A 2648-nucleotide genomic window follows, 5' to 3' on the forward strand; every position below is an offset into this window, starting at 1 on the left:
ACGCAGCCGCCAACACCTTCCTCGACGCACTCGCCCACCACCGCCACACCCAAGGCCAACCCGCCACCTCCCTCGCCTGGGGACTCTGGGACGAGCGCAGCTCGTTGACGGAGAAGCTCGGCGAGGCCGATCTGGCCCGGATGGCCCGGGACGGCATCCTGCCGCTGGAGAACGCCGAAGGGCTCGCACTCTTCGACGCGGCCCTGGCGGGCCGTCAGCCCCTGGCCGTCGGCGTCGGGCTCGACCCGGCGGCCCTGCGGACGCGGGCCCGGGCGGGCTCGTTGCCGGCGCTCTTCGGCGAACTGGTCGGCGAGAGCCGGACGGTGCGGAGGGCGGCGGCCGGTGCGCAGGACGCGACGGACGGCGGTACGGCCGTACGGGACCGGCTGGCGGCGCTGACCGGCCCGGAGCGGCTCGAACTGCTCCTCGGGCTGGTGCGCGGCCATGTGGCGACGGTGCTCGGGCACACGGACGCGGGCGGGGTCGGCACCGAACGGCCCTTCAAGGAACTGGGGTTCGACTCGCTCACCTCGGTCGAGCTGCGCAACCGGCTCAACGCGGGCTTCGGGCTGCGGCTGCCGAGCACGCTGGTCTTCGACCATCCGACGCCACTGGCGCTGGCCCGGCATCTGCTGGCGGCGCTGGCACCGGCGGAGGAGGACCCGGTCGCGTCGGTCCTGGCCGATCTGGACCGGATCGAGGCCCGGTTGGTGTCGCTCGGTTCGGGCGACGGCGGCCGGGGCCGGCTGACGGGCCGGGTGCGCGACCTGCTGCTGCGTCTGGAGTCGGAGGGCGCGGAGGCGGAGTCCGAGGCGGTGTCCCTGACGTCTGCGTCCGACGACGAGATCTTCGACTTCATCGACAGGGAACTGGGCGTCAACTGACGCGGACACGCTGACGATTGCTAAACGGGGACGGTCCCTGTATCTTCCCAGGAAGAACCGTGGAACGTCCCCGTTTAGCTTTCCGAGGAGATGCCGAATCATGAGTGAAGAGACCGTCACGAGCACCGCGGGCCAGAGCCCGCCCGCCAAGGGCGGCGCGGCGGACCGCCGTCCCGGCATGGTGCTCGTCATCGTCCTCGCCCTCCAGACGATGCTCATCCTCGACGTGAACGTGGTGAACATCGCCCTCCCCGACCTCAAGGAGGCGCTGGACTTCACCCCGACCGGACTCTCCTGGGTCCTCAGCTCCTACCTGCTGACCTTCGGCGGACTGCTGCTGCTCGGCGGCCGCGCCGGAGACGTACTCGGACACCGTCGCGGAATGCTCATCGGCGTCACGGTGTTCACCCTCGCCTCGCTGCTCGGCGGCCTCGCCAACTCGGCGGGGATGCTGCTCGCCGCCCGCGCGCTCCAGGGCGTCGGCGCCGCCATCGCCGCGCCGACCGTGCTGGCGCTGATCGCCACCCACTTCACCGACGACAAGTCCCGGGCCCGCGCCCTCGGTCTCTACGCGGCGGTCTCCGGCTCCGGCGCCGCCATCGGTCTGATCGGCGGCGGCCTGCTGACCGACTGGCTCTCCTGGCGCTGGGTGCTCTTCATCAACGTGCCCATCGGCGTGGCCCTGCTGATCGCGGCCCCGATGTTCATCCACGAGACCGAGCGCAAGCCCGCCCGCTTCGACCTCGGTGGCGCCCTGACCTCGACCGTCGGTATGACCGCGCTGGTCTACGGCTTCATCCGGGCCGCCGAGAGCGGCTGGGGCGACACCCTGACCCTCGGCTCCTTCACCCTGGCGATCGTCCTGCTGGCGCTCTTCGTCTTCATCGAGACCCACGCCAAGCAGCCGATCACCCCGCTGCGGCTGTTCGCCGACCGCAACCGCGCGACCGGGTACCTCTCGCTGCTGTTCGTCATGGCCGCCGGCAACGCGATGTTCTTCTTCCTGACCCAGTTCCTCCAGGAGGTCCGGGGCTTCACCCCGATCCAGGCGGGCCTGGCGTTCGTACCGCTCGCCGTGCTGATCCTCGCCACCTCCAGCATCGCCGCCAAGGCACTGCCCAAGGTCGGTCCGCGCGTGCTGACCGCCGTCGGCGCCGCCGCCATCAGCGTCGGTCTGATCTGGTTCGCCCAGATCACCCCGGAGGCCGAGTACCTCTCCGCGCTGCTCGGTCCGATGCTCGTCGCCGGTCTGGGCATGGGCACCCTGCTCGTCGGCGTCACCACCATCCTGATGTCCGGCATCGCGCCGGAGGAGACCGGCGCCGCGTCCGGCCTGCTCAACGTGATGCAGCAGATCGGCGGCGCGCTCGGCCTGGCCATCATGGTCACCGTCTTCGGCGCCGCGAGCCGCGCCGCCTCGAACGAGGTGCCGTCGGGTCTCGACGCCAAGGGCACGGCGGACTTCGTCCTCACCGAGGGCGTCACCACCGCGTTCGCCTGGGGCGCCGGATTCACCGCGCTCACCATCCTGCTCACGCTCATCATGCGCAGCGTCGCGATGGGCGGCGGCGACGCGGAGCCGGCGCAGGAGCAGGCGGCGGGCCCCGCGCGCGAGGTCACGACCTCGTAGCCCGCTCCCCGCGAACACCCCAGAGAAGCGGGGGGGGGGGGGGGCCGCGGCCCCCGCCGCGCGGGGGGCGAGGGCGTACGCATAGCGAGAGTGTGGAGCCGCGGAGAACACCACCCCCGCACCCCCGACGCGGG

2 protein-coding genes are annotated in these 2648 nt (G+C 72.0%); both read left to right on the forward strand.

Features of this window, described 5'->3' with window-relative positions:
- The coding region (locus ACFVZW_RS21230) for a phosphopantetheine-binding protein (protein ID WP_384523460.1) at positions 1 to 884 on the forward strand (884 nt) is incomplete at its 5' end.
- A gap of 178 nt (positions 885 to 1062) precedes the next feature.
- A complete protein-coding gene (locus ACFVZW_RS21235) occupies positions 1063 to 2514 on the forward strand; it encodes an MFS transporter (protein WP_384523529.1) in 1452 nt (483 codons plus the stop codon).
- The last annotated feature ends 134 nt before the right edge of the window (positions 2515 to 2648 follow it).

It is taken from the genome of Streptomyces sp. NPDC059567 (genome assembly GCF_042735655.1).
Classification (GTDB): Bacteria; Actinomycetota; Actinomycetes; order Streptomycetales; family Streptomycetaceae; genus Streptomyces.

Coding starts and splice junctions, on each gene's coding strand:
- ACFVZW_RS21235 (WP_384523529.1), top strand. CDS start 1,063: ATGGTGCTCGTCATCGTCCTCGCCCTCCAGACGATGCTCATCCTCGAC.